Annotated in this window: 1 pseudogene; it reads right to left on the reverse strand. The window is 51.7% G+C overall.

What is annotated here, in order from left to right:
• A pseudogene (locus WKT20_RS18050) lies at window positions 1-1079 on the reverse strand (viral A-type inclusion protein); the annotation flags it as partial.

Below are 1079 nucleotides of genomic sequence, written 5' to 3' on the forward strand. Positions count from 1 at the left end.
TCGCCAAGCAGGTTCTTCATCTGGTCTGCAAGCAGACCGGTCAAATCCCCGAACGCTGCTCCCCAGTCTATCTTCTGGGTAAGGGCTTCCATGTCCACTTTGTGCACAGCCGCATCACGCTGCTTCTCCAAAGTCAGCCTTTCGCCCTGGGACTGTGCCTTGCGGATTTTCTCGGCATATTCTTCAGCGATGGCCAGTTTCTGCTGCTGGAAGGTCCCGTATTCCTTCAGATAGTCACGCATGGCTTCCGCCTCTTCCCTGTACACGTCCGTCTCCGCTTTTTTCCGGGACGCGGTGTTTGAGGCACGGGCTTTTTCAAGTTCATCCTGTTGCTCCCGGGTAAGTCCGTTATCTCCGGTGGAAAGGCCGGCTTCCTTGTTCTCACGCTTCCAGTCGGCTTCCTGCCGGTTTATTTCTTCTTTCCGGGCGTTATAGTCATATTCGATTTGTGCCAGTTTCTTTTCGGTACCGGCTTGCATACGGTCTATCTCTTCCTTCCGGTTCTCGGCCTGCAGGGCGGCAAGATCCTGCGCCAGCCTGCGCTCTGTGGCAAGCCGTTGCCTGGCTTCCGCTTCCGGATTCTTCCCGGGCTGTTTGGGGTCAATGTGTCCGCCGATATTTCCTTTTTTGGCTGCTTCTGCCGCTTTCTTTACCTCTTCCTCCGCTTTTTTCAGATAACCGTCGCGTTTATTTTCGGCATTTTTCAACAGTATGTCATAAGCTTCCTGATCATGTTTCTTGATGGCAGCCTGTGCGTCATAGAACTGCCCGGATTCTGCCATGCTTGACTGCATGATATATTGTCCCCATTTCCCGAAAAAACCCATGGCGCTTTCCGCCTCTTCCGGTTTCTGCGCCTTGATTTTATTCACCTCTTCATCGGCTTCTGCAGCTTTTTTTACAAGGTTCTGGACATTGGCCTGGTGCAGCAGGACCTGTACATAGTCCTCGCTCTTTTGGATAAGGGTATCATACCATTCGGAAAGTGTTTTATAATACCCGAAAGATTCCCCGTACTTGCGGTTCAGTTCCTCTACCTTCGCCTTTTCCTGTTCCTTGCTGCCGGTGAAGTTCTTTAT

Origin of the sequence: Phocaeicola sp. ICN-14070 (assembly GCF_037892625.1) — a bacterium.
GTDB lineage: Bacteria > Bacteroidota > Bacteroidia > Bacteroidales > Bacteroidaceae > Phocaeicola > Phocaeicola plebeius.